A 26,375-nucleotide genomic window follows, 5' to 3' on the forward strand; every position below is an offset into this window, starting at 1 on the left:
TAAAACCTATAAGTCAACTAGGAAATTGCGGAATTAAAAAAAGATGGCAAAATGCCATCTTTTAATGTCCAGCCCCAGGGACAAGTAAAAACGTCGTGTAGTATGTAAATCCTATGAAGAAAACAGTTAAATATGCCCCGAATACGTATATATACATACGCTCTGTTAAATTTAAATAGCTTAAAAGTACGAAGAAACCTGTTTGTCCTAAAAATAGTAGTGCGGTCGAATGCATATCCCCTACGTAAAACATAACCGAGAAAATTCCAGTCCAAAAGCCGAGAACGCGAAACATGCGCTCCATGCCATCTCCCTCCTTTTCTAAAAAAAGTAAACCTCACCTTATTATAGTTTATTTTTCTTACTATTGTAAATATTCGTTCATATAAAAAGAAGCCATTTATAAATGGCTTCTTTTTATATGAGAAATTAAATTGTTAGTTTATAATTACAAGATTTACATCCATCTAGTAGACTATCGTTTCGTGTTAATTCCGTGTTAGGGAATAGGATTTCAAAAATCCCTTTCATCATATCTCCGTGCATATTACAAATTTCAGTTGGGTGATGAACAGCAACTTCTTTAAATGGACAATTGTGTACATCATAGAAAATTTTCGTTCCATCTGCACTTAATTCAAATGCAGGTGATAAGCCAGCTGTTGAGAAAGCTTCTTTTGCAATTTGAACTTTTTGCTCTACTGTTAAAGCATCTTCACTCACATTTAAACGATGCATATGTTGTTGCATTAATTCGGCCCCAAATTGTTTTCCTGTTTCGTATAGCGCTTTTTCACCAGCAGCGCCAAGGCTAAGTAAAGAATTAAATGCTATTCTTGCTAACAATTGATAGTCACGGAATGGAAATTGCAATTGGATAACATCTTCAGATAATACATATAATCTGCTTGGTCTTCCGCCTTTTCCTGTTTTCTTCGTTTCTGATTTCAGCATATGAACATCTTCTAATTTAGATAAATGTAAACGTGCTACGTTTGGATGAATATCAAACTCATCTGCAATTTCTTGTACAGTTACGTAACTATGTTTTTGAGAAATATATTTATAAATGTAATAACGAGTTGGATCAGATAATACACCTGTAATTTTTAAAGCTTGTTCCATGAGGATCTCCACCTTTATCACTTTATCCAAGATAATAACATTATAATACAGATAAACTTCCATATAGGTAATTTCAGACAATAATTCGGAAATTGTTCATAATTTCACAAACATATTTTCCCTTTTTATTCTAGTGAAAATACAAAAATTCCGATTTTTCTTATCTGTTTTTTCATGCTATATACATAGTGGGGAGGGAAAAATGATGAATGGAATTGAAATTTTTGCGAATACGATTTTAAAAGAAGCGTGCAGGGTACAAGCGTCGGACTTACATATTGTGCCCCGGCAGAAGGACGTAGTAGTACAACTACGTATAGGAAAAGATTTAATGACGAAACATTGTATTGAAAAAGAATTTGGAGAAAAACTTGTTTCACACTTTAAATTTTTAGCATCCATGGATATAGGAGAGAAGCGGAAGCCACAAAATGGTTCACTGTATTTACAAATGGATGGACAAGAAGTATATTTACGCCTTTCCACGCTTCCAACCGTATACCAAGAAAGTCTCGTTATTCGACTTCATTTACAAGCATCTATTCAGCCGTTATCTCATCTTTCGTTATTTCCAAGTACAGCGAAAAAACTACTCTCTTTTTTAAGTTATTCACATGGGTTACTCGTATTTACTGGACCGACTGGTTCTGGGAAGACAACAACAATGTATGCATTATTAGAGGTAATTAGAAAAAAGAAAACGCGACGCATCGTTACACTGGAAGATCCAGTTGAAAAAAGAAATGACGATGTATTACAAATTCAAATAAATGAAAAAGCAGGTATCACATATGAGGCGGGACTAAAGGCTATTTTACGTCATGATCCAGATATTATTTTAGTCGGTGAAATTCGTGATGAAGAAACAGCGAAAATTGCTATAAGAGCAAGTTTGACTGGACATTTAGTAATGACGACACTGCATACGAATGATGCGAAAGGAGCGATACTCAGGTTCATGGATTTTGGCATAACGAGGCAAGAGATTGAACAATCTTTATTAGCTATAGCTGCACAGCGACTTGTCGAATTGAAGTGTCCGTTTTGCCAAAGAAAGTGCTCAACTTTATGTAAATCAATGAGGCAGGTGAGACAAGCGAGTATTTATGAGTTGTTATATGGATATGAGTTAAAACAAGCGATCAAAGAAGCAAACGGGGAATGTGTCACATACAAGCATGAAACATTAGAATCTTTGATACGAAAAGGATACGCTTTAGGATTTTTAGAAGAGGATGTTTATGTTTAAGGAGATATGGAGTTTAAGTGATCAAGTCGTATTGCTGAAACGATTGGGAGAACTATTAGAAAAAGGATACTCCCTTTTGCAGGCATTAGAATTTTTACGGTTTCAATTACCTTTAGAAAAGAAAGTACAATTGCAGCGCATGATTGATGGATTAAAAGATGGAAAAAGTCTACACGATTCTTTTCATCAATTAAAGTTTCATCAGGAGATGTTAAGTTATTTATTTTATGCCGAGAAACATGGTGATATTTCTTTTGCATTGCAACAAGGGAGCGCACTTCTTTATAAAAAGGATAAGTATAGGAAAGATATGATGAAAATAATGCAGTATCCTATGTTCTTGGCGTTTTTTTTAATAATCATGATTTTGATTTTTAATCGCATTTTATTACCACAGGTTGACATGGTATATAGTTCGTTTGGTTCTACAGCAACGTTATTTACAGAACAAATATTAAGTGCAATCAAGCTACTACCCTATCTTATTTTTGGCACTATTTTAATCGTTATGATTGGCTGTAGCGTATATATATTTTACTTTCAGAAACTTCCGCATATGAAGCAGGTAAAAATTATGCTTCGTATCCCCCTCGTAAAAACATTTCTTATTTTAAAGCATTCACATTATTTCGCCACTCAATTGAGCGGTTTATTACACGGCGGACTATCAGTACTTGAGGCTCTAACAATAATGATGGAGCAAAAATATCATCCGTTCTTTCAGTATGAAGCGGGCCGAATTGAACGCCAATTAATTGCGGGAGAACCGTTACAATCTATTATTGCTAAAAGTGGATATTATGAGGAAGAACTTTCTTATATTATTACGCACGGACAAGCAAACGGTAATTTGGCGATTGAATTAGGTGACTATAGCGATCTTATTATGGAAAAGGTGGAGCAAAAAGTTAAACGTATGTTAGTGATCATTCAACCAATTTTATTTACGTGTATTGGAGGAATAGTTGTTCTTATGTATTTAGCGATGATTATGCCAATGTTTCAAATGATGAATTCTATTTAGGAGGTGTTTACATGCAGAATGAGGAAGGATTTACCCTTTTAGAAATGTTATTAGTTATGGTCGTCATAACTGTATTATTACTATTAATTATTCCGAATGTAGTTACACAGCGTTCATCCGTCGAAGGAACAGGATGTAAAGCCTATGTGAAATCTATAGAAGCTCAAATACAGGTATACCAATTACAACATAATAAAATCCCCTCGCTAAAAGAGCTAAGGGATGAAAAATATATTACGGCTGACAAGTGTCCGAATGGTGAGTCCATTCATATTTCAAATGATGGCACAGTAACAAGTGGGAAACTGTGAAACAAAAAGGTTTTACTCTTTTAGAAATGCTACTCGTTCTATTTGCAATTTCTGTACTAAGTATGGTCACGTATTATAACGTACATTCATTATATGAAAAACAAAAAATCGAACAATTTTTGAGACAGTTTTCAAATGATATTTTGTATATGCAACAATTAGCGATAAACCGTCAAAAACACTATACATTACGATGGTATAAAGAGCGAAATATGTATTATATAGGGGAGTCAGGTACGAATCGTTTTATCATTAAAAGAGAATATGATGGCGATATACAAATTGATTTGAATACTTTTCCAAATCCGATGACATATAATCCGAGTGGAAATATTAATAGAGGTGGCACTATTTTACTTTCGTATCGAAGTTATAAATATGAGATTGTATTTCAGCTTGGAAGAGGGAGATTTACGTATCGTGAAATGTCAAAAAGGATCAGTGATGGCTGAGATGCTTATAGCATTAAGTATAGTAATGATGGCAGTATCTTTACTACTTCCGCAAACAGTATTGATTATGCAAGAACGAAAAAACATACAAATTCGTTATAAAGCATTTGTATTATTAAAAAGGGAAGCAGCTTTATATATGTATGAGAATGGGGCGAAACAACAGCAAGAAAAAGACGTGAACGGAAATGTATATTACACATATTGGGGAGGAAATGAAGTTTGTGCGATGTGGAAAGATGTGAAAGGAAGAATGATGGAACAATGCTTTTATGCAGGAGAAAAAATAAATTAGAAGTTGGGTTTACATTAATAGAAATGATCGTATGTTTTTTTCTGTTATCGCTGTTCTTTTTACTTTTACCACGTTTGAATTTTATTGGAATAGAAAACAACCAATCTAAAGGATTAAATAATTGGGAATGGGATGTGTTTATAGGACAAGTACAGTTAGAGTTTCGTGAAGTATCTTTTGTAGAAAAAATAGTCCCTGAAAATAAAGATAATCTTTTGCGCTTCCGTCTTCGCACTGGAGATGAAGTGACGTATGAAAAATTGAATAATCATCTTATAAGAAAAGTGAATATGCGCGGAAGAGAAGTTATATTACAAAATGTTGCAATGGTTTCGTATGAAGTAACACCTCATTTGCTCTTTATAAATGTGAAAGATATGAGTGGGAAAATATATGAAGGTGTAGCTGTCAGGTATAGCGCAATGGAAATAAATAAATGAGAAAACAAGATGGATTTACGATGCCAGGAACAATCATTTTTCTTGTATTATTAACTTCGTTCTTTGTATACGAAACGAATATGTTGCTTATAGATAAAAAATTTTATATTGAAATAGAGCAAAAGTTTGTACTAGAGGAACTACTAAATCGATCTATTACAAATATAAAAAAAGACTTACAGCAAAAAGAAAAGGAAGATACTTTTTTCTTTCAATATGAAAAGGGCGAAGCAAGTGGAAATTATGTCTTTGAAAACGATGCTATACTCGTTTCGTTGCAGTGCAAAATAAAACAAGAAGTTTTCTATAAAGTAAGCTTTCGGTATAGAAAAAAGGATGAAAAAATATTCGATTGGATAGAAGGATAGCATGTAAAATATACGGATGCAAACCATAATTTCTTATTTTAAAATAGGTTATTTTTTTATAGGAAAAGGATAAATAAAACAATCGAAAGTTTAAATTTTCTCAAAAAAGAGAAAGGTAGAAAGAATATGATATATTCAAGCTATCCAAACATATTTTTTTAGGGAGAATAGGGAAATGACAAATAACAATCAAATAGGTGAAAATAAGGAACAAACTATTTTTGATCATAAAGGAAATGCAATTATGATAGAAGATAGAGAAATACAAATTATTTCAAAATTCGAAGAACCTCTTATTGTCGTGTTAGGAAATGTATTAAGTGATGAAGAATGCGATGAATTGATTGAATTGTCTAAAAGTAAGTTAGCGCGTTCAAAAGTTGGTTCATCACGTGATGTAAATGATATTCGAACGAGTAAGGGTGCATTTTTAGACGATAATGAACTTACTACAAAGATTGAAAAACGAATTTCATCTATCATGAATGTTCCTGCGTCGCATGGTGAAGGATTACACATTTTAAATTATGAAGTGGATCAACAATATAAAGCGCATTATGATTATTTTGCGGAACATAGTAGATCAGCTGCTAATAATCGTATTAGTACGCTTGTCATGTACTTAAATGATGTAGAAGAAGGTGGAGAAACGTTCTTTCCGAAATTAAATCTTTCTGTGAACCCTAGAAAGGGAATGGCAGTATACTTTGAGTATTTTTATCAAGACCAATCATTAAATGAGCTTACGTTACACGGAGGGGCACCTGTAACGAAAGGCGAGAAATGGATTGCAACGCAGTGGGTGAGAAGAGGTACTTATAAGTAAAAGCGTGTATGTGACGTTTTGTTCTTCATTGCATAAGGAGAACAAGACGTTTTTTTATTCAATAATGTAATCTTTCGTTATAATAACAAATAATAACGGATGATTGAGAGGAACGAACATGAAATCTATATACATAACCGGTTATATGGGAGCAGGGAAAACAACAATTGGAAAAGCGTTAAGTAAAGAACTTCATATGGATGTTGTAGATACCGATCAAAAAATTGAAGAGAAGCAGGAGAAGGCAATTCGTGATATGTTTGCCGAAGAAGGCGAAATTGTTTTTCGGGAATATGAAAGTGAAATGTTACGCTCACTGCCTGTTCATAATGTAATTATTACAACTGGTGGTGGCATCATTGAACGAGAGGAAAACCGAAAATGGATGAAGGAAAATGGAACTGTCGTATATTTATATTGTGATCCACATGTAATTGCAGAAAGGCTTCGTGAAGATACGACACGTCCACTATTTCAGAAAAAAGATATAGAGGCATTTGTGGCAAAATTTGAATCGCGCCGAGCTCATTATGAAGAGGCTCATATTCATATTGATACGACGAATAAATCGGTAAAGCAAATCATGAATGAATTAAAAGAAAAGATTAATGAATAAAAAAGTGGACATACTAATCAAGTAGAGGTGATGATAATATGTCTACTAATGATTATGTTCGCTTTGTGACACAGCAGTTTGTGTCGTATATGGATGCTCCAAAAGAAGATCGTAAACAAAAGAAAGAACAACGCCGTGCTGAAAAAGAGCCATTTATGAATAAGTGGTTTGGTGTGATGCCGCTAAGTGCTGCTTTGTTTTATCGAAACGTAAAAGATAAAAGAAAAAAATCAAGTTAACGATTTCGTAATATGTCTAGTAAATGAAAATCCCCTAGTAGTATCATACTACTAGGGGATTTTCATTTACTGTACGGATTCTTTTTCTTCTGTAACAGCATGTATTTTATTGTTCACCCAGACAAATCCAATTCCGATACAAATAGAAATGCCCCATCCAACAGCGGTCATAATTGCTCTCATTTCACCATAGCCATCTACACCGAAAACAGAGATGAAATAAATTTTTAAGAAGCTTTTTAATATGAATTGTAGCCCGAAAAATAGCGTTAAATATTGTAGTGCTGGATAGATACGACTATCACGATACAGTTCACGACTTTTATCACGGTCATGACCTTGTAGTGCTGCGATATCTGCTGCGAAATATAACATAAGTGGTTTTTTTATAAAAATTGTACATATGACGATAATGCCGAGTACGATGTGATAGTATGCATCGTTCCACAACATTCGTTCAGCTGATCCAGATAATAAATCTACCGTCGTATTAGCGATGAGTGTAATTAAAATAAAGAACCCTGTCACGTTAAACTGTTTTTCCCTTTTAAACATATACAGTGTATAAATAATCCCTGGAACAGAGGAAAGTAACATCGCGTAATAAGGATCGATATAAGGTTTTGCAAATTTCCAAATGAGGAATGGGATTACAAGATAAAAGACAAGATCTAATATAGCTTTTTTATTTTGATTCATATAAATCCTCCTTAAGTCATACATATATTTTATAATATAATTTCTGAAAATTGTATAAGGTTTGATGGGAAAAGAAAAAATATATCATTTTTTGAGGGATTAGTAGATTGAAAAAATTGCCCCTAGCGTAGTAAGTTTTTTTAGTATATAATAAAGGAAACGCTTTCATTTTTTGTTTGTTCACAAAATGGACGGAAAATCACATATTTACTATCGATATGTTGCTTTATAATGAAACTAATTAAATATACATGCATACAATATTGTGAAATAAATAACATAAATAATCTATATAAATGTAAACGTTATCAAAAGAGAGAGGTGGAGACAATGAGTAAATTTTTCTTCAATCATAATCCAGCAACAGTAGAGGATGGAAGGCTTGTTAAGTATGCTGAAATTATTTATGGAGAAGGTGGCCGTTCTGTATTAGAAAATTTAATGGTGAAGGCATCTATCAGATTGCGTGATCGTTATCCGAATAAATCTGACGAGCAGATCTCGAACCTCGTAAATAAAGGCATCCATGATATGTTTCAAAAATATGTGAGTGAGTAAGAGTAGCCAATGGCTGCTCTTATTTTTTTTGCATAAGGATGGTGCCTCTAGCTGAAAATAAGGATGTATTTTGAAAGATATAAAAGGAGTGAAATAGATGAGCAATGGAATTGGCCGTTCAAAAGAAAATCTTCCAACTGATGCAAATCATGTGAGTGCAAAGGATCGTGCGTATCAAAAACGTATGGCAAAGCAAAAACAACAAGAGCGTAATGGCGATAGAGGATAACTCAAAAAAGCTCCTTCTAAAAAAGAAGGGGCTTTTTAAGATAGAAAATGATTCGCCGTAACATAAAAGAGTCCGCCGTTAATAATTTGCACTGTAATGCGTGGTTCATATTGTTCTTGCAGTGCTTGTTTTTCAATTTCATAGCTTTCAGGAAGTTCATCACTTTCTTCATAAAAACGATTTAAAAGGTCTAAATCGTGATTCCAGCGCACTCTTGCTTCTTTCGCCCACGTATGGTCATCTTCTGCAATTATATTCTTTAAAGCATCCTCTATACGTTGTAAACCGCTTTGCGGTTTAATGATAGGCGAGAGCGTAAAACAAAAGTCAGGTATTTTCGGTGTAAGCTTAATCTTAGCTAATGTTTCATGAAAGTTTGCGATCATTGTGCCTGAAATGAGATGAATACCAATGGAGTGAAGAATGTCTTTTTTTCGATCGCATTGATAGGAAACTTTAATATTTACACCGAGCCACGGATGGAGCGGTGTATGTGTGGCCCCGCTATGCCGTACTTCCTCATATAAACGTATGTAAGATCCTAATTCTTTTGTCGTTTGGAAAATTTGATGAAGACGTGGTGAACCGTAGTGAATAAGCTCACCATCGTTTTCTTCACTTTCTGGATTTGTATGAAGAGTAAGGCGCATCGGATTCGGTACGCCTCCTGTTTTCTCAAGATAGTGCCAATAAAAAGGGCGATTCATTAATAATTTATCCATCTCAATTGTTAACTGCACATCTAATAGATGAGGGGAACGGTTTAAAATTTCACAGTTATTCGCCTCGAAAAAATTGTATAAGTAATTATGAATTTCATGTTGCTGCATAGCCTTGCACCTCAGCTTCATTTCGTTTCGCGAAGTCGATAATAGATGTTAAGTTTTCCATCTTAATTCGAATTTCTCCTTCGCTTTTTGATTGCGCAAATATTTCTTGAATGTGCGCGTCGATGTTTTTTATATTAATTCTCGTTAAAATTTCATCAAGTTCCCCGATAACACGCTCAAATAAATTGATTTTTTCATATAACAGTTTCAAAATATGTTCTTCAACAGTGTGTTTTGTAGCTAAGTTATAAATATGAACATCATTCTTTTGACCAAGACGGTGAATACGTCCGATTCTTTGTTCAAGGCGCATTGGATTCCATGGCAAATCATAATTGATCATATGGCTACAAAACTGTAAGTTAATCCCTTCACCACCAGCTTCCGTTGCGATTAACACTTGAGCACGGTTTTGGAAAAGTTCTTTCATCCAATCTTTTTTCCCGCGTTTAAACCCACCGCGGAATGGTACGGAAGAGATACCATGTTGTTGTAAAAACCATTGTAAGTACATTTGCGAAGCTCTGTATTCCGTGAAGATGATGACCTTATCGTCAATTTCTTTTATAAGCTCTAGAGCTTTATTCGCCTTTGAGTTAAAAGGAATATGATTAATTTTGTCCATTAGCACATCAATATGCGGGTCTTTTATGTAATGCTCATTTTCTTTCTGTCGTTTTTCTACATGTTTTTTTAATGAATAGTAAACGGCCTCACGACTACTGCAAGCTTCTCGTTTTAAAGTTAACGATGAGAAAGCAGATGTGAAGGCATCTTGTCCTCGCCAATTTTCAATCCCGTTATACAAAGCTTGTTCTTCTTCATTAAACTCAACGAAAATTGTACGTACATGTCTCTTTGGCCAATCAATTCCGGTATTATGCCGTCGATTTCGGACCATTACTTTATTAATAAGAGCTTTTAAATCTTCATCAGATTCGGCTGAACGATTTTTTGAAGCGTAATATTCTTCAAAGTTGGATTGATTGCCTAAATGTCCTGGCTTTAATAAAGAAACAAGGTTGAAAATTTCATCAATCTTATTTTGAACGGGAGTAGCAGTTAATAATAAACAAAATTTCTTTTTTAATCGCTGTGCAAATTCATAGTTTTTTGTTTTATTATTTTTAAGTTTATGTGCTTCATCGATAATAATAAGGTCATATTCTAAGTTCAAAACGATATCACGATGCGGTGAACGTTTTGCAGTATCAATTGATGATACAATCACATCGGCTTGTTCCCATGAATAGCTTTTCTTTTGGGCTACAGCTGGAATGAAAAACTTTGTATTTAGTTCGTATGCCCATTGTGATACGAGAGAGGCCGGGACGAGTATAAGTACTTTTTTCACAAGGCCGCGGACCATGTATTCTTTTAAAATAAGCCCAGCTTCAATTGTTTTCCCAAGTCCCACTTCATCTGCTAGTATCGCTTTACCATTCATTTGTTCAATGACATTTTGAGCGACTTCTAATTGATGCGGAAGTGGTGTGAAATGAGATAAATGCTTCGGTGCTTGTAATCCATCGAAAGTAGGAACAAGTAACGATTTTTCTGTTTTATAAGCTAAATGATATAAATCCCAGTTTGTCCAAGGGCCATCTTCGTCAATTCTATTTAAAAAATTGTTTTGCCACGTTCGATCTACGGAAATATCGACATTCATTACGACTCTCCCACCTTTTATAAACTAAAGTAATTATTAAAAAAATCTTTATTATATAAACCTTGTAATAAGGCACTATTACACATACTAAAAGTTAAAGAATAGGCAAAGATAAAGGGTTAAATTTTGAAAGTTGTATTTAATTAGATTAAGCATAAAAAATTCTAAATTATTTTTTATGCTAGAATATTGATGAAATATAGCGAATGATGTTAGGATAATGGTGTGAAATGTGTGGAATCTTTCGTATTTTATCCAAGAAAGTGATTTTTTATTTACGCTTTCATAAAAAAATATAATGAGATTCCGTATATCCTATCTTTTCAGAGTGAAAATGTTTAGATATGGCGAGCAACTTTTATTGATTTGTCAAAGCATAAGGGGGAGAGAGCATGATTACATTACAACGTACACCGTTATTTGATGTATACGCGAAGTATGGTGGGAAAACAATCGACTTCGGTGGTTGGGAATTACCAGTTCAATTTTCAAGCATTAAAGAAGAACATGAAGCTGTACGTACAGCGGCAGGTTTGTTCGATGTGTCTCATATGGGAGAAGTTGAGGTAAAAGGTGTAGATAGTTTAGCATTTTTACAACGTGTTGTTACAAATGACGTTTCTACCTTAAAGGTAGGAGGCGCACAATATACAGCTATGTGCTACGAAAATGGTGGTACAGTAGATGATTTATTAATCTACAAACGTGGTGAAGAAGACTATTTATTAGTGATCAATGCATCAAATATCGAGAAAGATTACGAATGGTTAGCTAGCCATGTAATTGGCGATGCGAAAGTAGTCAATGTTTCTAGTGAAGTTGCACAGCTTGCAATTCAAGGACCAAAAGCAGAAGGCATTTTACAAAAAGTTGTGTCAGAAGATTTGAAAGAAATTAAGTTCTTTAAATTTAAAAACGATATTCTTGTAGATGGAATTCCAGCACTTGTATCTCGTACGGGTTACACAGGTGAAGATGGATTTGAAATTTACTGTAAGAGTGAAGATGCTGCAAAACTTTGGGAGAAACTTCTTGAAGTTGGAGCAGAAGAAGGCTTAAAAGCATGTGGTTTAGGTGCTCGTGATACACTTCGCTTCGAAGCTACATTACCACTTTATGGCCAAGAATTATCAAAAGATATTACACCGATTGAAGCAGGAATTGGCTTTGCGGTAAAACCAAATAAAGAAGCAGATTTCTTTGGAAAAGAAACGTTAAAAGAGCAAAAAGAAAACGGTGCGTCTCGTAAGTTAGTCGGCATCGAAGTAATCGAACGTGGAATTCCTCGTACGCATTACCCTGTATTTATTGGAGAAGAAAAAATCGGGGAAGTAACGAGTGGTACACAATCTCCAACGTTAAAGAAAAGCATTGGTTTAGCACTAATTGATGTAAAATACGCAGCAGTTGATACAGAAGTAGAAATTGAAATTCGTAATAAACGCGTCAAAGCAGTAGTTGTTCCAACACCATTTTATAAACGTTCAAAGTAACGGGGAGAGGGGTAGATTTCATGTTGCATCGTTATCTTCCAATGACAGAAGAAGACAAAAAAGAAATGTTACAAACGATCGGCGTTCAAACGATCGATGAGTTATTCTCTGATATTCCAGAGAGTGTTCGTTTTAAAGGGGATTTAAAAATTAAAGAAGCAAAATCAGAGCCTGAGCTGTTAAAAGAGTTAACTCAAATGGCTAGTAAAAATGCTAACTTAAAAGAGTACGCTTCTTTCTTAGGAGCAGGCGTATACGATCATTACGCTCCAGTAATTGTAGATCACGTTATCTCTCGCTCAGAATTTTATACAGCTTACACGCCATACCAACCAGAAATTTCACAAGGGGAATTACAAGCAATCTTTGAATTCCAAACAATGATTTGTGAATTAACAGGAATGGATGTAGCAAACTCTTCTATGTACGATGGAGGTACAGCTTTAGCTGAAGCGGCAATGCTAGCAGCTGGCCATACTCGTAAAAAGAAAATTCTTGTATCTAGCGCAGTTCATCCAGAATCAAGAGCAGTACTTGAAACGTATGCAAAAGGTCAACATCTTGAAGTTGTTGAAATTAATCATAAAGATGGTGTAACTGATTTAGACGTATTACAAAGTGAAGTAGATGATACAGTTGCTTGTGTAATCGTTCAATATCCAAACTTCTTCGGACAAGTTGAAAAATTAGCTGATATTGAAAAAATCGTTCATCAACAAAAATCATTATTTATCGTTTCTTCAAATCCATTATCATTAGGCGCATTAACACCACCAGGAAAATTCGGTGCTGATATTGTAATCGGTGATGCACAACCATTTGGTATTCCAACGCAGTTTGGTGGACCACACTGTGGTTACTTTGCAACAACGAAAGCATTTATGCGTAAAATTCCAGGGCGTCTTGTTGGACAAACTGTAGATTCAGATGGTAAACGTGGGTTTGTATTAACATTACAAGCACGTGAACAGCATATTCGCCGTGACAAAGCGACGTCTAACATTTGTTCAAACCAAGCGTTAAATGCATTGGCAGCATCAGTTGCAATGACGGCACTTGGAAAACAAGGTGTGAAAGAAATGGCACGTCAAAATATTTCTAAAGCACAATATGCAAAACGTCAATTTGAAGCACAAGGCTTTACAGTAACATTTGCTGGTCCATTCTTCAATGAGTTTGTTGTAGATTGCAAGCGTCCAGTGAAAGAAGTAAACGATGCATTATTACAAAAGAATATTATCGGCGGTTACGATCTAGGCCGTGATTATAAAGAGCATGAAAACCATATGCTTCTAGCAGTAACTGAGCTTCGTACAAAAGAGGAAATTGACACACTTGTAAATGAAATGGGGGCTATCCAATGAAGAACCAAGACCAAGCACTTATTTTTGAAGTGACTAAAGAAGGACGCGTAGGATATAGCTTACCCAAATTAGATGTAGAAGAAGTGAAACTAGAAGATGTGTTCGAGAGCGATTATATTCGAGTAGAAGATGCAGAGCTACCAGAAGTATCTGAACTTGACATTATGCGCCACTATACAGCACTTTCAAACCGTAACCACGGCGTTGATTCTGGATTCTATCCACTTGGATCTTGTACGATGAAATATAATCCGAAAATTAATGAGAGTGTAGCTCGTTTCGCAGGATTTGCAAATATTCATCCACTTCAAGATGAAAAGACAGTACAAGGTGCAATGGAATTAATGTACGACTTACAAGAGCATTTAATCGAAATTACAGGTATGGATACTGTTACATTACAACCAGCAGCTGGTGCACACGGAGAATGGACAGGCTTAATGTTAATTCGTGCATACCATGAAGCAAATGGTGACTTTAACCGTACGAAAGTAATTGTTCCTGACTCTGCTCACGGAACGAATCCAGCATCTGCAACTGTAGCTGGTTTTGAAACAATTACAGTAAAATCAAATGAAAATGGTCTTGTTGATTTAGAAGATTTAAAACGTGTTGTAAATGAAGAAACAGCAGCACTTATGTTAACAAATCCAAATACATTAGGCCTATTCGAAGAAAATATTTTAGAAATGGCAGAAATCGTCCATAACGCAGGCGGTAAATTATACTATGATGGTGCAAACTTAAATGCAGTATTAAGCCAAGCGCGCCCAGGAGATATGGGATTTGACGTGGTGCATTTAAACCTTCATAAAACATTTACAGGTCCTCATGGCGGCGGTGGCCCAGGTTCTGGTCCAGTAGGTGTGAAAGCTGATTTAATTCCGTACTTACCAAAACCAATTTTAGAGAAAACAGAAGATGGTTATCGCTTTAACTATGATCGTCCAGAAGCAATTGGGCGCGTAAAACCATTCTATGGTAACTTCGGAATTAACGTTCGTGCGTACACATATATTCGTTCTATGGGTCCAGATGGACTACGTGCAGTAACGGAGTATGCAGTATTAAATGCGAACTATATGATGAGAAGATTGGCTCCATTCTATGATCTTCCGTTCGATAGACATTGTAAGCATGAATTTGTATTATCAGGTCGTCGTCAAAAGAAACTGGGTGTACGTACACTAGATATTGCAAAACGTCTGCTTGATTTCGGTTACCATCCACCAACAATTTACTTCCCATTAAATGTGGAAGAATGTATTATGATTGAGCCGACAGAAACAGAATCAAAAGAAACATTAGACGGTTTCATTGATAAGATGATTCAAATTGCTAAAGAAGTAGAAGAAAATCCAGAAGTTGTACAAGAAGCACCACACACAACGGTAATTAAACGTTTGGATGAAACATTGGCTGCTCGTAAACCAGTTTTACGTTATGAAAAGCTAGCTCCTGTACAAGTTTGATTAGAATAACAAAGGAAGAACTCGCTATGTGCGGGTTCTTTTTTTATGGAGAATGTACCCCTTTATTTTCCAGGTAGTAAAACTTCCGTTGATTAAAGTTTCACTTTATGCAGAAGTAGTGAAGAAAATGTTAAAATTTTATATTTTTTGTTTCATAATGGTGTAAAGAAGCGGTTTTATAGGTGATTTTGTTGAAAAAGTCGGTTTGATAAAAGTATTTATTTTTGTTAGAATTTTATTGAAATTAAGAAGATGTAATGAGATAGGCATAACTCATTTTTATGTATATGTGAAAAAACGAGCAAGATGGGGGTGGAAATGTGGGATATCGGTGTTATAGAATGATATACCATTTAGAAAACGGAAAAACGATTAAAGATGTAAAAGAATTTTGTTATCGAGACCAAGGAAAAGTACTAGAAAGAGTAGCGCATCGTGTAATGGATAATAGAGAAGTGACGGCAATTGATAAGCAAGGAACGATCATTTCAATAGCATGTGAGGACATTGTAAAGGTGGAACTTGATTACATAACAGAAAGTTAACCTTGAGTCATATCGAATTATTCGATAAAATATACTGTTGAATGGTGAAGTGAGAAGAGAGGAGTTTATTATGGGTAGTACAAGACACTTTTATATGTTTATCTTAGCGTTTGTTCTTGTTGTCGCATTAACGATTTATTTAATTGTTGATAGCACTTGGTACAACACAGTTCATCCGGCGTTCCTTCTGTTTATGTATGTAGGAATTGCGGTAGTGAGTTTCGGAATGAGAGATGAGATGTTAGATCGCTTTGAAAAGTGATACATATACGAAAGACCAACAGGAAAATGTTGGTCTTTTTTTCTTGCCAAAAATAGGTTGTTGTGTATATACTGTATATATAAGGTATACACAGTATATACACACACTGGAGGAAAACATGAATATTATTATTTCGAATTCTTCCCAAGACCCTATTTATGTGCAAATAAGAAAACAATTAAGCCAGCTTATTTTAAATGGTGGTTTAAAGGGTGGAGATCAATTACCGTCTATTCGTAGCTTAGCGAAGGAATTACAAATTAGTGTAATTACAACGAAGCGTGCGTACGAGGAGCTTGAAAAAGAAGGATATATAGAAACTGTTGCTGGGAAGGGGACTTATGTTTCACGTAAAAATAATGAAATATTAAAAGAACAGCGGTTACGTCTATTGGAAAGTAAAGCTGAAGAAATCGTAAAAGAAAGTAAAGTGTTGCACCTTTCACTTGAAGAATTACAACAGATGATTGCGTGTTTATACGAGGGGGAATGAGAAAGATGTTAGAGCTAAAAAACGTTTGTAAAAGTTATCAAGATTTCGCAGTAAAAAATATAAGTTTTACGCTGCCACGAGGATATATTATGGGATTTGTCGGACCGAATGGGGCCGGGAAAAGTACGACAATCAAAATGATTATGAATTTAATTAGAAAAGAGAGTGGTGATATAAAAATTTTTGGAAAGGACAATAAGAAAGCCGAGAAGGAAATAAAACAAAATATCGGCTTTGTATATGATGAAAATCATTATTACGAAGATTTAACGTGTGAGCAAATGAAGCGTATTATCGCACCGTTATATAAAAAATGGGACGAAGAGCAGTATCAATCGTATATGCACAGATTACAAGTTCCGAAGTATAAAAAAATTAAAGAACTATCAAAAGGAATGAAAATGAAATTTGCGATTGCCATCGCACTTTCACATCACGCAGAGTTTATCATTATGGATGAACCGACAGCAGGACTAGATCCGGTTGTTCGAAGTGAATTGCTTGATATGTTGCAAGAAATTGTAATGGAAGATGAAGTATCTGTATTATTCTCAACGCACATTACAACAGACTTAGAGCGCATCGCGGATTATATTACGTTCATCAACGATGGAGAAATTATATTTACTGGTGAGAAAGATGAATTAATGGAGAACTACGTAATCGTAAAAGGGAGTAACGATTTATTAGATCGAGAAGGAAAAGAATTATTTGTTGGATTACGAAAAAATAAATTTGGTTTCGAAGGTTTAGCAAAGGATAAACAAGCAATTATTGATTGGTTTGGAAATGAAGTTGTAATAGAACAGCCTACATTAGACGATATCATCGTTTACACCGCGAAAGGGAGAGGTGCCTATGCGTCAGCTCATATATAAAGATTTGTTCTTTTTTCGGGTAACGTGGTTAGTGAATCTAATTATGCCTCTTGTATTATTTATGTTAGATCCAAGTGGTGAAGGGTTATTTCCGATGAGTTGTCTATTTATAACCCTTTCCTCGGTTATGACGTTAATCTTTATGGATGAAAGGAATAACAGTGACATTATTATAAATAGTTTACCGGTAAGCCGAAAGGATATCATAATTGCTAGATATATTTCCTGTGCAATATTCATTGTAGGTGGCATGCTCTCTACGATGTTAGTTGTTTTTCTTATAAGAGGCATTGTGGTTATTGGTGATATCGGTGCCTATCATCCGAATCTATACATTGAAATTCCATGGTATGAAGTAATAAATGGAGCTATTTACGCCTTATTTTTTGTTGTGATACTTTTCCCTAGTTATTACGGTACAAAATCGAAGGTAGTAAGAAGTATAGTATCAGCAGCAGCAATGGGAGTGGGTATAATTCTTTGGATGTTTATTAGTGATGGGATGAATGAAACAGCACCTTCATTCATTGAGTGGATTATGAATCCTATGCATATTGGTGTATTTATAGTTGGATTCATTACATTAGTTAGTATTTATATCGCTTCTATGTTTCTTACGATTAAAATTTATGAAGCGCGTGATTTGTAGAGAGGAGAATTCATATGCAACAGTTGATTTTGAAGGAGTTTTTCTTACAGAAGAAGATGTTTCCTTTCTATTTTTTAATACCCATTTTATCTATTTTTAAGAATTCCGTTGAACCAATGGGGATTGCAATAGCATTATTTATAACATGTAGTACGATTATATATATTTCTTTTTATTATGACGAGAAAAGTAAAGCAGAAAAAGTATTAGTGAGTTTGCCTATAACGAGAAAAGAGGTAATTATAGCTAAATATATTTCAAGCACATTATTTATTATGGCTGGTTTGAGTGTAACTTTTATAGTCGTAATATTAGGAAATATTTTATTAGGCAGGGATATAGTTATGCCTGGATATGCAGTGTTTTCAGCGATAGTAGCAACTTCGATTTATTGTGTAGTAACGATACCGACTAATTACATTGGGGGATATAAAGCTATTACTGTCTTGAATTTGATTATACTTTTTCCTTTAATGGGTATGATTGGTCTTATGTGCAATATTTTTGGTGATAAAACAATTATGTTAAAAGTACTCCACTCTCAAGAGGCTACACTAGCAATGGGTGTTCTTGGAACTGGAGTGTTAGTAAGTATATTCATATCAATGATTCTCTCAATGAAAATGTTTCAGGAAGCAGAGTTATAGAAGGGACATTTTCATATTAGGAGGTGTAATACATGATCAAGCAATTAGTTTTAAAAGATATGATGATGCAAAGAAAGTTAGGGTTTGTTTATCTTATATGTTTCTTGTTCCTGCTCATTGTTGATTTTCGTAGTGATAGTTTTTTGATGACGTTTAGCATGTTTGTACCTGCTCTTGGCATGATACTGTCAATGAGTTATGAGGGGAAAAATAAAAGTGAAATGATAGTAAATAGTTTACCGTTTGACCGTAAAGATATTGTCATAGGAAAATACATATTTGTAAGTATTTTAGTTGCTCTAGGTGGATGTTTCTCACTAGTGGTCGGTTTAATACAGCTACAAGATGGGCATATGACTGGATTTATGCTGTGGGGAGAAATTCTCGGAGGTATAACAGGTGGGTTTGTTTGTAGCATAATTGTACTTCCGATTGAATTCTCAGTAGGATATAGCAGTGCAAAACAAATTGCTCCGTTCGCCGGACTTGCGTTGGGGTATTTAAGTGGACTGATTGTAAGTAACGTCTGGTTAGATGTAGAAAATGTTTGGAGTACGAGTCTAGTCGTAAATGTTTGTTTTATAGCAGGGCTGCTGCTTTTATATGTTATGTCTATATTTTTCTCAATCCATTTGTACAATGAGCGTGATTTATAAGGAGGGAGCGATTGTGAAGCAGCTTATAATAAAAGACTTTATCATGCAATGGAAGTATTTAATATGGTGCTTAATATACCCTCTTTTCTTGTATATGACATTAACAGATATTAAAAGCTTTTACGTAATTATGTCAGCTATAATTCCAGTTATAGCAATTTTAAAAACATTTAATGATGATAAAAAATATGATAGTGAAGTAATGTTAAATAGTTTACCGCTAGCGAAAAAAGAAATTGTAGTAGCTAAATATATAACGGCACTTATTGTTTTTATTATAAGTATGATAGTGTCTAGTCCTGTAGGGATTACTCGGTTTGCAGGCGGGGTATTTGAATTTATTACGACAACATTAGTTACGAGTATTGGCTTTGTTTTTATATATTTAAGTTTTGTTTTACCGATATTGTTTTGGTTTGGCTATAAAAAAGCTTCTTTTATTACGCTGTTCATACTAATAGCACCGACAGCAATTGATGCCATGTTCTTTGAAATCAGCATGGAACAAATTCAACTATATAACAGCGTGTTATTCGTTAGTTCAATATGCATGTTCATAGTATCTATCTTCGTTTCAGTGAAATTGTATGAGAAGAGAGAATTTTAAAAGGTGCCTTATAAAAGGCACCTTCTTCAATAACGACAATATGAAAGTAAGAGTTTATAAACAGAGAGGCTATTCGGTACAACATCTTTTGGAGTATGTAATATAAAGCTGAAAACGATAACGAGAGTGAGAAAGAGGAAAAATAAAAATAGGATCTGCTTATGTATAGAATTTTGCATAGGATTCACTCCTTTTTTAGGTAGTATGTCCAAAAGAAAGAAGTGTATGAAAAATTTTAGGGGGAGAATGATGAATAAAAGAAAAGGGTTCTATAGAATAGGGGTATTTTTATTTTCAATCGGTCTCATATTAGCAAACTTTTATTCAGATATACCATCGCCATTTCCTAATTTACATAAAGGGGTTGGTATAAGTATTGTCATAGTTGGTCTTCTTTGTCTTATCGCATCAAACTTCTATAGAAAGTCTGAATGAATATAAAAAAGGACAGTTACTCTTTTTCAGAAGTACTGTCCTTTTTAAATAACTTATTCCATAGCTTGGCGATACTCCATATAATGACGATTGCAATGGAGGCAATAATGGACCAAACAATTGATATAATTTCAAGTGTCATGTTAGGAAGGAATGTGAAAATGGATAATACTTTATGAAACAACCATTCTATTATATGAAAACTTATTTGTAATAGAATGACGATACTAAGTGTACTCCATGCTAACATTTGTTTTCCTTTTTCTTTCCACATGACATTCACCTCACGTTAGCTTAATAATTTTAAGCCAACAGCGCCGCATAGAATGCAACTTAAGAAGGCAAGGCGACGCCAATCCGCTGATTCGCGGAAAATTAGAATGCCTAGAAGTGCACTACCGGCAGTTCCGATTCCAGTCCAAATCGCGTAAGCAGTTCCCATCGGTAACGTGTCCATCGCAAGAGATAAGAAGAAGAAACTTACTGCGAAGTTAGCGATTAAAATAACTTTTGGTGCCCAGCCTTTCTTTTCAGTGGCTACTTTCATAAAGAGTACACCAATAATTTCACAAATACCAGCTAGAATTAAAAATACCCAAGCCATTTTATGCGGCCTCCTTCGCTTCTTTTTCTTCTGTTACTCGTTTTAAACCAATTACTCCGAAGAAGATTAAACCAATTAATAATACTTTTACAATAGAGAAAGGTTCTCCGAAGACGAAAATCTCTGTCAGAACGATTCCGCCAGCCCCAATTCCTGTGAAGACTGCGTATACAGTGCCGACAGGTAAATCTTTATAAGCTCTAAATAATAAGACGAAACTAATTGTAATTAATAGCGTAACACCAGCCCATTCAAGTGGTGCCTCCGCTTTTTTTAGTCCAATCACCCAAAAGATTTCAATAATACCAGCTATGATTACATAAATCCAAGCCATATGTCATTTCTCCTTCCTACCAGTCGTTAGGTAAAGGGCTTAAAAACGACGCATTGCAAAGGAGCAATCCGTCAGTTTGAAAGTCCGCGCCAAAATACTTTCCAAGAAGCGTCTAAACGTGTCTCAAAACGATTTAAACCTGCGTATAGTAGTTCAACCATAAGACCGTCAAGTAAGCATAGAAAAGCCTCTAAGGCATCTTTTACTTCAATGTTATGCAGCTCATCTTGTTCGCTTGCTCTTTTAAATACAGGGAATAAAAGTTTTCCGACGTTTTCAATGTGCACATTTGCTTTATTAATAATTTGTTCGCGAAATGCATCAGGCGGAAAATAAGAAGTTCGTAACCAAAACATTGATTCTTCACTTTCACCAAATCGTTTCGCATAGCCCTTTAGTAACTGTAAGAGCAGTTTTTCAGTAGACGAATTTGAAAATTTTTCGATATCGCCTGTGAAGCTCTGCAAATCTTTTTGAAGAGCGGATTCTAAGCATATAAAATATAGCTCTTCTTTTCCTTTAAAGTGTGCGTAAATTGATGGTTTTTTAATCCCAACTTCTTGAGCAATATTTGCTAATGAAGTTCCTTCATAGCCGTAGCGTGCGAAATGAGAAAGTGCTACAGCTTTAATGCGGTTTGCTGTCATTTTCATCCCCTACCTACCGTTCGTTAGGTTCATTATATGCGAGGGGAAATACAAAGTCAATAGTTGATGAGCTGAAAAAGAGCGCTATAGGTAACGCTCTTTTTAGATTGTTTTTCGTTCAATTAAATGGAAGGACAGTTCTTCTGCGCTACCATTAATTTTCTCACTTTGTATTTGATTATGGAATAAAGAAAAAGTGCGAGATCCCATCGTAAGACCAGGATGTTCAATAGTAGTAATTTCTAGTGCTTTTGAAATTTCATGGTTATCGAATCCTAAAATAGCAAGATCTTCAGGGACGCGAATGCCGTGTTTTCTTGCCTCAGTTAATAAACCAGCTGCAACTTGATCATTCGCCGTGAAAATAGCGGTTGGACGATTTTCCATGTTTAAAATACGATGGAGTATTTGGGCACCATCCTGCATTGTATAGCATTGATGAAAAATCCATTCGGGATGTAACGTTTTGCCTTCGTTACGAAGTGTATCAGCAAATGCCTTTTCGCGCTCCATAGAATTTGCGCTCGTTTTTCTTGCTAAACAGATTCCGATTTTTTCATGGCCCTTATCTAGTAAATATGCAGTGCCGAGACGGAAGCCTTCATAGTGATCTACGTAGACGGATGAAATGAGAGGATGTTTCATTTTTTCACATGAAATAATAGGGGCAAATTTTGCGAAAGGTTCAATTTGTTCCCATGAACTTGTTCGAGAGCAAATAATCATCCCGTCAAATTGTTTCATTTTCATCATTTCAAGAACACGAATTTCTTCAATGCTATCGTAATTTGTTTGACATAAATTTATGTGATATCCAGCTGCTAACGCTTCGTTTCCGATTCCTTCAATAATGGTACTGAAGTATGGAAGGTTAATAAAAGGGAGCATAACCCCAATTGTATATGTTTTTCCCTTTATTAAATGAATAGCATTTATATTTTTTGCATAGTTCAATTCTTCAACAGCATCTAGAACACGCTTACGTTTTTCTTCTTTTACGTAAGGGTGATTATTAAGGACGCGGGAAACAGTTGATATGGATACACCAGCGGTTTTGGCAATTTGTTTTATATTGGCCATATGTATCACCTCTTTCCCTTATTATAAAGGGAAAATAATAAGAATGAAAAAATCTTGACCTGAAAAGCTTTTCACAAACTATGTTATAAATAAGGCTTCCTTTTATTCGCGTAACCTTTTTATGTGGGCGTAAGAATGATAGGGGTCTTTTTTGCGTCTATAAAAGAAGTTTTGTCAAAATGTGCGAGAATAACGTGGAAAGTTTTCAAAGGGGGAGTTTGTTAATGAAGCGAATATGAATAGCATATAAACGCTTCATTCGTAAAGATAGCGGTATGAAGAAAGGGCGGAAACAAATTGAAAAAAAGAATCATTTGTTTCGTGTTTTCTAGTCTAGTGCTAAGTTCATGTTCGTTTCAGCAAACGATGCAAGAAGAAAAAAGCTTTGTGGGAACAACAGGGGGAGCTATGGATCGTGTTACGGATCCTATTCTGCTGAAGGAGCTTCCGAAATATTTTCCAGTGAAATTTAAAGTTCCAGCGTTTTTACCGTATGACATTACGAGTGATGTGAAGGGGGAAGTCAGAACGATTGGAAAAAAGAAGGCTGTCTTAATGATTAAATATAAACAACAGGAGCCAGGTAGAAATGAGTACATTGAGTTAAATGTTGCGAACTTTCCTTATAGTTTTCCGGATCTCGTGGAAGAGAAGCGATTTCAGGAACAAATGAAATTGAATAATGGGGCGTTCGCTTATTTTAAAAATAAGGATGACTCTGGGCGAGGGGATGAATTTGCTACGCTTATATGGAAAGAGAAAGGACTTGAATATCAGCTCTTGTATCGGAATGTACAAGAGCATGATAAAGATGTGATTAAGCAAAATTTATTATACATTGCGAATAATATGGAATGAAAAAACTAGCTGGATAATTCAGCTAGTTTTTGTATGTTATTATTTCTTTTTAATTTTTCCAGTCCAAGTTTTGAATCCACCTTGTAATTGGTAGAAATCTTTGTAGCCTTGTTTCTTTAAGTATTGAGCCGCACGACCAGTACGGAATCCACTTTGGCAGTATAAGTAAACTGGTTGATCTTTACGAAGTTCTTTATGACGAAGGCGAATTTGTGATAACGGAATGTTACGTGCGCCTAAAATATGCCCTGCAGTATATTCGTCTGCTTCGCGAATATCGATAAGCTGTGCTTTACGGTAGCCAGCGCGAAACTCTTCTTCTGAAAGTGTTTTAATTAATTTTCTCTGATAGAAATACATCCATACAGTGTAGCCGATGAATGCTACGATTACGGCTAATAAAATAATCCAAGTTGTTGACACGATTCTATCGCTCCCTTTTTTCTTATCCTACTTTCAATATTATAATGCCCGTATGTATTTATGCAACAGATTCATTTGCATATAAGAAGAAATTTCGTATTCTTTCACAAATTTTGTCGAATTTGGTAGACTAGAGAATGTGAAAAATAATTGGTTATATGAGGTGCAGGATGGGAAAAGAAAAATGGTGTTATATTAACTCTGGTCAATGTTCACCGGCATTTAATATGGCGTTAGATGAATGTTTATTAAATTGGCAAAGTGAAAAGAAAATGCCACCAACCATTCGTTTTTATGAATGGGAAGTACCAACATTAACAGTGGGATATTTCCAGCGTGTTGAAAAAGATATTAATATGGATGTAGTTAACGAAAAGAAATATGGATTCGTTCGTCGTCAAACAGGCGGCAGGGGTGTACTACATGATAAAGAATTAACGTACAGTGTTATTGTGTCTGAAGATCATCCAAATATGCCAAAAACAGTTACAGAAGCGTATCGTATTATTTCGCAAGGTTTACTAGACGGTTTCAAGGCATTAGGATTAGAAGCGTATTATGCAGTTCCAAAAACAGAAGCAGACCGTGAAAATTTAAAAAATCCACGTTCAGGCGTATGCTTTGATGCACCGTCTTGGTATGAAATTGTAGTAGAAGGAAGAAAAATCGCAGGTAGTGCGCAAACACGTCAAAAAGGTGTGATATTACAGCATGGATCGATTCCATTAGAAATAGATTTAGATGAATTATACGATCTGTTTTTATTCCCGAATGAACGTGTAAAAGAACGTATGAAGAGTATGTTCTCTTCTAAAGCGGTAGCAATTAATGAATTAACAGACCGTACGTTTACAATCCAGCAGTTAATTAAAGCGTTTGAGGTTGGGTTTGAAAAAGGATTAGATGTAGAGCTTGTTCCGTATGAATTAACAGAAGAGCAGTTACATGAAGTGCAAACATTAGCAAAAGAGAAGTATGAAAGTAAGGAATGGAATTATAAAAAATAAGAGGTGGCAATTGCCATCTCTTATTTTTTTTATAGTAAATTAAGTACTTTTTCTACTTTGATTCCTTTATCTTGTAAAGAACGAAGGCGATTTACAACGTCCATAATTTCTTTGTCGAATGTAACGCTAATACCTTGGCTTTGTAGTTCTCCTTTTAAGCTTTCAATAGAATCATCTATGTCGATGCCAAGCTCGTAATCTTGACAAACTTCAATTGTCTTTTTCACAAGTTTAACATAATTTTCTTGTAGTTTTGTATTTGTTTCAGTCAAAGCAGGTTGCTTCGGTTTTGCAGGAGCGACCGGTGCTGTCTCTTGCTTTGTAACTGGAGTTGGTACTGCTTTTTTCACAGGTGCTGGAGTAGATAGTTCCACAGCTGCTTCTACACTTACTGGCTTCGGCGTTGGTACCGGAGTAGGTTTAGGTGCTACTGGTGTTTCTACTCGCGTAACAGGTTTTGGAGCGGCTGCAACTGCTTTTGGAGCTTCTACAACTACTTCTTTTTTCGGAGTAGGTTCTACAACTGTTTCTTCTTGCTCAGCAGCTTCTTTATTTTCTTTGCTCCACATAACGCGTTCAACTTCTAGAGAAACATTGTTTTTGTTCATCGCTGTTAATGTAACTTTACCAACTTCAGCGTTCCCAGTGAAATCAACAATTTTATAAATAACACTCTTGTTCCAATCCACGTTTCCGCTCAAAAATAATTCTTCGTTACATTTCGGCGTTAAGCCCTCGATTTTAATTTCTGCGTTTATACCGTTTTCACTATATACCATAATTAGCGAAGCATTTACATCTTCGTCTGCTAACATTAGTTCACGTACCATTTTGCCGGTGCGTACTTGCGTTTTCTTCTTAACTGACATCTAATTTCTCCTCTCAAAAATTCAGTAATAATAAAAAAATCGTATAACGAAAAATAATTGCTCACGAAGATTTATGATACCGATAATAAAAGCATCACGTCAACAATTAACTTTAATTATTT

Annotated in this window: 39 protein-coding genes; 26 read left to right on the forward strand and 13 right to left on the reverse strand. The window is 35.0% G+C overall.

Annotated elements, in window-relative coordinates; all coding sequences use genetic code 11:
• Nucleotides 1-61: 61 nt before the first annotated feature.
• Together KVT31_RS02225 and KVT31_RS02230 are read right to left on the reverse strand one after the other, a co-directional pair.
• On the reverse strand, nt 62-304 hold the full coding sequence (locus KVT31_RS02225) for a DUF2626 domain-containing protein (protein ID WP_000440714.1): 243 nt from the start codon (nt 302-304) through the stop codon (nt 62-64).
• 125 nt (nt 305-429) lie between these two features.
• On the reverse strand, nt 430-1,125 hold the full coding sequence (locus KVT31_RS02230; protein ID WP_088097748.1) for a helix-turn-helix transcriptional regulator: 696 nt from the start codon (nt 1,123-1,125) through the stop codon (nt 430-432).
• Between the two features lie 205 nt (nt 1,126-1,330).
• Here KVT31_RS02230 and comGA point away from each other — a divergent pair, with 205 nt between their 5' ends.
• The 10 genes from comGA to KVT31_RS02280 all read left to right on the forward strand — a co-directional run bounded on the left by comGA (nt 1,331) and on the right by KVT31_RS02280 (nt 6,945).
• Nucleotides 1,331-2,374: a competence protein ComGA gene (gene comGA / locus KVT31_RS02235; RefSeq protein WP_088097747.1), complete on the forward strand. Its 1,044-nt coding sequence runs from the start codon at nt 1,331-1,333 to the stop codon at nt 2,372-2,374.
• Nucleotides 2,367-3,398, forward strand: a complete 1,032-nt coding sequence (gene comGB, locus KVT31_RS02240) for a competence type IV pilus assembly protein ComGB (RefSeq protein WP_088097746.1) — start codon at nt 2,367-2,369, stop codon at nt 3,396-3,398. The genes comGA and comGB overlap by 8 nt, the downstream gene beginning before the upstream one ends.
• Before the next feature lie 11 nt (nt 3,399-3,409).
• Nucleotides 3,410-3,709 carry a comG operon protein ComGC gene (comGC, locus tag KVT31_RS02245; RefSeq protein ID WP_088097745.1) on the forward strand — a complete coding sequence of 100 codons (300 nt, stop codon included), beginning with the start codon at nt 3,410-3,412 and terminating at the stop codon, nt 3,707-3,709.
• Nucleotides 3,706-4,161 (forward strand): competence type IV pilus minor pilin ComGD, encoded by a 456-nt coding sequence (comGD, locus tag KVT31_RS02250; RefSeq protein ID WP_088097744.1) that lies wholly within the window; start codon nt 3,706-3,708, stop codon nt 4,159-4,161. The genes comGC and comGD overlap by 4 nt, the downstream gene beginning before the upstream one ends.
• Entirely contained in the window at nt 4,154-4,456 is a 303-nt protein-coding gene (gene comGE / locus KVT31_RS02255) for a competence type IV pilus minor pilin ComGE (RefSeq protein ID WP_098341794.1), read from the forward strand. Before comGD ends, comGE begins: the two co-directional genes overlap by 8 nt.
• On the forward strand, nt 4,426-4,896 hold the full coding sequence (gene comGF / locus KVT31_RS02260; RefSeq protein WP_140392551.1) for a competence type IV pilus minor pilin ComGF: 471 nt from the start codon (nt 4,426-4,428) through the stop codon (nt 4,894-4,896). Before comGE ends, comGF begins: the two co-directional genes overlap by 31 nt.
• Complete coding sequence (gene comGG, locus KVT31_RS02265) at nt 4,893-5,264, forward strand: competence type IV pilus minor pilin ComGG (RefSeq protein WP_088097743.1); 372 nt, start codon at nt 4,893-4,895, stop codon at nt 5,262-5,264. Before comGF ends, comGG begins: the two co-directional genes overlap by 4 nt.
• Nucleotides 5,265-5,439: 175 nt before the next feature.
• The gene (locus KVT31_RS02270; protein ID WP_088097742.1) at nt 5,440-6,090 is read left to right on the forward strand and encodes a 2OG-Fe(II) oxygenase; all 651 of its coding nucleotides are present in this window, start codon (nt 5,440-5,442) and stop codon (nt 6,088-6,090) included.
• 118 nt (nt 6,091-6,208) lie between these two features.
• Complete coding sequence (locus KVT31_RS02275; protein WP_088097741.1) at nt 6,209-6,706, forward strand: shikimate kinase; 498 nt, start codon at nt 6,209-6,211, stop codon at nt 6,704-6,706.
• A gap of 38 nt (nt 6,707-6,744) precedes the next feature.
• Complete coding sequence (locus KVT31_RS02280) at nt 6,745-6,945, forward strand: YqzE family protein (RefSeq protein ID WP_000106080.1); 201 nt, start codon at nt 6,745-6,747, stop codon at nt 6,943-6,945.
• A 66-nt stretch (nt 6,946-7,011) separates the two neighbouring features.
• Here the strand turns inward: KVT31_RS02280 and KVT31_RS02285 are convergent, their stop codons facing one another.
• Both KVT31_RS02285 and KVT31_RS02290 read right to left on the reverse strand, forming a co-directional pair.
• Nucleotides 7,012-7,644, reverse strand: a complete 633-nt coding sequence (locus KVT31_RS02285; RefSeq protein ID WP_088097740.1) for a VC0807 family protein — start codon at nt 7,642-7,644, stop codon at nt 7,012-7,014.
• A 140-nt stretch (nt 7,645-7,784) separates the two neighbouring features.
• Nucleotides 7,785-7,901, reverse strand: a complete 117-nt coding sequence (locus KVT31_RS02290; RefSeq protein WP_003279814.1) for a hypothetical protein — start codon at nt 7,899-7,901, stop codon at nt 7,785-7,787.
• A 73-nt stretch (nt 7,902-7,974) separates the two neighbouring features.
• On the opposite strand from KVT31_RS02290, the gene KVT31_RS02295 reads away from it, so the two are divergent.
• Both KVT31_RS02295 and KVT31_RS30560 read left to right on the forward strand, forming a co-directional pair.
• Nucleotides 7,975-8,202, forward strand: a complete 228-nt coding sequence (locus KVT31_RS02295) for a hypothetical protein (protein ID WP_000032702.1) — start codon at nt 7,975-7,977, stop codon at nt 8,200-8,202.
• A gap of 97 nt (nt 8,203-8,299) precedes the next feature.
• On the forward strand, nt 8,300-8,431 hold the full coding sequence (locus tag KVT31_RS30560) for a hypothetical protein (protein ID WP_000064669.1): 132 nt from the start codon (nt 8,300-8,302) through the stop codon (nt 8,429-8,431).
• Nucleotides 8,432-8,466: 35 nt separating this feature from the next.
• On the opposite strand, the gene KVT31_RS02300 is transcribed toward KVT31_RS30560, so the two are convergent.
• Together KVT31_RS02300 and KVT31_RS02305 are read right to left on the reverse strand one after the other, a co-directional pair.
• Nucleotides 8,467-9,261, reverse strand: coding sequence for a YqhG family protein (locus KVT31_RS02300; protein WP_088097739.1), 795 nt, complete (start codon nt 9,259-9,261; stop codon nt 8,467-8,469).
• Nucleotides 9,248-10,930 (reverse strand): DEAD/DEAH box helicase, encoded by a 1,683-nt coding sequence (locus KVT31_RS02305; protein WP_088097738.1) that lies wholly within the window; start codon nt 10,928-10,930, stop codon nt 9,248-9,250. The genes KVT31_RS02300 and KVT31_RS02305 overlap by 14 nt, the downstream gene beginning before the upstream one ends.
• A gap of 392 nt (nt 10,931-11,322) precedes the next feature.
• Here KVT31_RS02305 and gcvT point away from each other — a divergent pair, with 392 nt between their 5' ends.
• The 12 genes from gcvT (at nt 11,323) to KVT31_RS02365 (ending at nt 20,431) form a co-directional block, all read left to right on the forward strand.
• The gene (gcvT, locus tag KVT31_RS02310) at nt 11,323-12,423 is read left to right on the forward strand and encodes a glycine cleavage system aminomethyltransferase GcvT (protein WP_002122489.1); all 1,101 of its coding nucleotides are present in this window, start codon (nt 11,323-11,325) and stop codon (nt 12,421-12,423) included.
• A gap of 20 nt (nt 12,424-12,443) precedes the next feature.
• Complete coding sequence (gene gcvPA, locus KVT31_RS02315; RefSeq protein ID WP_088097737.1) at nt 12,444-13,787, forward strand: aminomethyl-transferring glycine dehydrogenase subunit 1; 1,344 nt, start codon at nt 12,444-12,446, stop codon at nt 13,785-13,787.
• A complete protein-coding gene (gene gcvPB, locus KVT31_RS02320) occupies nt 13,784-15,259 on the forward strand; it encodes an aminomethyl-transferring glycine dehydrogenase subunit 2 (protein WP_088097736.1) in 1,476 nt (491 codons plus the stop codon). The genes gcvPA and gcvPB overlap by 4 nt, the downstream gene beginning before the upstream one ends.
• A gap of 341 nt (nt 15,260-15,600) precedes the next feature.
• On the forward strand, nt 15,601-15,804 hold the full coding sequence (locus KVT31_RS02325) for a DUF3929 family protein (protein WP_000639160.1): 204 nt from the start codon (nt 15,601-15,603) through the stop codon (nt 15,802-15,804).
• A 70-nt stretch (nt 15,805-15,874) separates the two neighbouring features.
• The gene (locus KVT31_RS02330; protein ID WP_000535935.1) at nt 15,875-16,066 is read left to right on the forward strand and encodes a hypothetical protein; all 192 of its coding nucleotides are present in this window, start codon (nt 15,875-15,877) and stop codon (nt 16,064-16,066) included.
• Between the two features lie 118 nt (nt 16,067-16,184).
• Nucleotides 16,185-16,559, forward strand: coding sequence for a GntR family transcriptional regulator (locus KVT31_RS02335; protein ID WP_070144842.1), 375 nt, complete (start codon nt 16,185-16,187; stop codon nt 16,557-16,559).
• Nucleotides 16,560-16,564: 5 nt separating this feature from the next.
• Nucleotides 16,565-17,437 carry an ABC transporter ATP-binding protein gene (locus KVT31_RS02340; RefSeq protein ID WP_088097735.1) on the forward strand — a complete coding sequence of 291 codons (873 nt, stop codon included), beginning with the start codon at nt 16,565-16,567 and terminating at the stop codon, nt 17,435-17,437.
• On the forward strand, nt 17,418-18,086 hold the full coding sequence (locus KVT31_RS02345) for an ABC-2 transporter permease (RefSeq protein WP_088097734.1): 669 nt from the start codon (nt 17,418-17,420) through the stop codon (nt 18,084-18,086). The genes KVT31_RS02340 and KVT31_RS02345 overlap by 20 nt, the downstream gene beginning before the upstream one ends.
• A 14-nt stretch (nt 18,087-18,100) precedes the next feature.
• Entirely contained in the window at nt 18,101-18,733 is a 633-nt protein-coding gene (locus tag KVT31_RS02350; protein WP_088097733.1) for an ABC-2 transporter permease, read from the forward strand.
• Nucleotides 18,734-18,765: 32 nt separating this feature from the next.
• Nucleotides 18,766-19,389 (forward strand): ABC-2 transporter permease, encoded by a 624-nt coding sequence (locus KVT31_RS02355; protein ID WP_088097732.1) that lies wholly within the window; start codon nt 18,766-18,768, stop codon nt 19,387-19,389.
• A gap of 13 nt (nt 19,390-19,402) precedes the next feature.
• Nucleotides 19,403-19,996, forward strand: coding sequence for an ABC-2 transporter permease (locus KVT31_RS02360; protein ID WP_088097731.1), 594 nt, complete (start codon nt 19,403-19,405; stop codon nt 19,994-19,996).
• A gap of 249 nt (nt 19,997-20,245) precedes the next feature.
• Complete coding sequence (locus KVT31_RS02365; RefSeq protein WP_140392550.1) at nt 20,246-20,431, forward strand: hypothetical protein; 186 nt, start codon at nt 20,246-20,248, stop codon at nt 20,429-20,431.
• A 16-nt stretch (nt 20,432-20,447) separates the two neighbouring features.
• On the opposite strand, the gene KVT31_RS02370 is transcribed toward KVT31_RS02365, so the two are convergent.
• The 5 genes from KVT31_RS02370 to KVT31_RS02390 all read right to left on the reverse strand — a co-directional run bounded on the left by KVT31_RS02370 (nt 20,448) and on the right by KVT31_RS02390 (nt 23,096).
• The gene (locus KVT31_RS02370; protein ID WP_088097728.1) at nt 20,448-20,705 is read right to left on the reverse strand and encodes a DUF3975 family protein; all 258 of its coding nucleotides are present in this window, start codon (nt 20,703-20,705) and stop codon (nt 20,448-20,450) included.
• Nucleotides 20,706-20,720: 15 nt separating this feature from the next.
• The gene (locus tag KVT31_RS02375; protein ID WP_016080306.1) at nt 20,721-21,035 is read right to left on the reverse strand and encodes a DMT family transporter; all 315 of its coding nucleotides are present in this window, start codon (nt 21,033-21,035) and stop codon (nt 20,721-20,723) included.
• Between the two features lies 1 nt (nt 21,036).
• Nucleotides 21,037-21,369 (reverse strand): DMT family transporter, encoded by a 333-nt coding sequence (locus tag KVT31_RS02380; RefSeq protein WP_088097727.1) that lies wholly within the window; start codon nt 21,367-21,369, stop codon nt 21,037-21,039.
• 71 nt (nt 21,370-21,440) lie between these two features.
• Entirely contained in the window at nt 21,441-22,022 is a 582-nt protein-coding gene (locus KVT31_RS02385) for a TetR/AcrR family transcriptional regulator (RefSeq protein ID WP_140392549.1), read from the reverse strand.
• A gap of 96 nt (nt 22,023-22,118) precedes the next feature.
• Nucleotides 22,119-23,096, reverse strand: coding sequence for a LacI family DNA-binding transcriptional regulator (locus KVT31_RS02390; protein WP_088097725.1), 978 nt, complete (start codon nt 23,094-23,096; stop codon nt 22,119-22,121).
• 321 nt (nt 23,097-23,417) lie between these two features.
• Between KVT31_RS02390 and KVT31_RS02395 the strand changes: the two genes are divergently transcribed.
• Nucleotides 23,418-23,954: a DNA polymerase III subunit delta gene (locus KVT31_RS02395; RefSeq protein ID WP_140392578.1), complete on the forward strand. Its 537-nt coding sequence runs from the start codon at nt 23,418-23,420 to the stop codon at nt 23,952-23,954.
• Between the two features lie 39 nt (nt 23,955-23,993).
• On the opposite strand, the gene KVT31_RS02400 is transcribed toward KVT31_RS02395, so the two are convergent.
• Complete coding sequence (locus KVT31_RS02400; RefSeq protein ID WP_000108656.1) at nt 23,994-24,377, reverse strand: rhodanese-like domain-containing protein; 384 nt, start codon at nt 24,375-24,377, stop codon at nt 23,994-23,996.
• A 170-nt stretch (nt 24,378-24,547) separates the two neighbouring features.
• Here KVT31_RS02400 and KVT31_RS02405 point away from each other — a divergent pair, with 170 nt between their 5' ends.
• Nucleotides 24,548-25,384, forward strand: coding sequence for a lipoate--protein ligase family protein (locus KVT31_RS02405; protein WP_016086306.1), 837 nt, complete (start codon nt 24,548-24,550; stop codon nt 25,382-25,384).
• Nucleotides 25,385-25,413: 29 nt separating this feature from the next.
• Here KVT31_RS02405 and KVT31_RS02410 read toward each other — a convergent pair whose 3' ends face one another.
• Complete coding sequence (locus tag KVT31_RS02410; RefSeq protein ID WP_217613511.1) at nt 25,414-26,253, reverse strand: hypothetical protein; 840 nt, start codon at nt 26,251-26,253, stop codon at nt 25,414-25,416.
• Nucleotides 26,254-26,375 lie beyond the last annotated feature (122 nt).

The organism is Bacillus sp. GbtcB14, assembly GCF_019091205.1.
GTDB lineage: Bacteria > Bacillota > Bacilli > Bacillales > Bacillaceae_G > Bacillus_A > Bacillus_A cereus_AG.